The sequence below is a fragment of the Roseibium sp. RKSG952 genome, assembly GCF_009711355.1.
The window spans coordinates 1-1160 of record NZ_SMMF01000465.1 but is presented as its reverse complement, the minus strand read 5'-3'; the positions used below and the strand labels follow the sequence as shown (position 1 = coordinate 1160).

Genomic DNA, 1160 nt, shown 5'->3' with positions numbered 1-1160 from the left:
CCTTTCCGGTCCTTGATGCGCAAAAAGAACGCTCGCAGCGGGCCGGGAGCCGATGCTGCGCCCCAAGCGGCTTCGACCAGCATCGTGCGGGCTGTCATGTTGCCTTGCTTTGAGATCCGTCCGTGGATCGGGCGGTGGTTGCCAGATTGGCGAACGCGTGGGGTCAGGCCAAAATAGCTGGCCAGACTTTCCGGCGTCAGAAACCGGCTGATATCGCCGATCGCGGCCAGCACAGCCGTGGCAATCACAGAGCTGATGCCGGCAACCGTCATGAGCTTTCGCGCCCTCGGGTCATCAAGCGAGATCCGGATCAGGGCCGTTTCCAGCTTCTCCAGCTTCTTGTTCATCCAGTCCAACTCATCCAGGTGCCGGCGCAGCAGATCGCGCTCGGTCTTTGGGAGCGGAACTCTCGACAACCATTTACGGCCACCGTTTCCAAACAGATGCCCGGCATATTTCGGGATCAGATTGGCATGAAGCACTGCCTGAACCCGGCTTTTCAGACGCCGGATGGTCCTCACGGTGGCCGCGCGCTCGCACACAAGCCGCCTCAGGTTCAGGGTTGCGTCGTCCGCCGCCCAGACTTCCGGCAAGAAACCGGCGGCATGAAGCTGGGCAAGAATTCTGGCATCCACCTTGTCAGTCTTGACCCGGGCATGTGCAATGGCTTTCACCTGCATCGGATTGGCAATGACAACGCGGGCAACGAAAGGTGAGAGGAGCCGCACGATCGCCGCTGTGTTGCCGGTAGCTTCCAGCACAACCTCGTCCGTCTTGCGCAAGTTTCGAGCGAAAGCCAAAACAGCCTCATACTCCATCTCCACCCGAAGCGTTTCTGCCACCTGACCATTCTCGAAGATCGCCACCTGCGCGAAGCTCCTGTGTACATCCATGCCGATAGATCGCATGTGAACCTCCAATGTGTGAGCAAATGGGAGTGCACGGGATCGTACGACATCTACGGATACGCGCTCTCAGCGCAGACGGGATCGTCGCAGGGGGCGGCCAGATAACAACGCGAGCTCGCAGCTCATTGTCTAGACGGCCTACCCGCTTCTTCGCACTCCAACGCCCCTGTCCCGACATTTCAAGCTTAGGCAGACAGCCCAAAAAGAAAAGAACGGATACGGAGCGTCGAAAGCAATATGCCCGATAACAAT

Annotated in this window: 1 protein-coding gene; it reads right to left on the bottom strand. The window is 58.9% G+C overall.

All coding sequences use genetic code 11. The features are described from left to right. The coding region (locus tag E1297_RS01590) for an IS110 family transposase (RefSeq protein ID WP_155133049.1) at positions 1-893 on the bottom strand (893 nt) is incomplete at its 3' end. Positions 894-1160 lie beyond the last annotated feature (267 nt).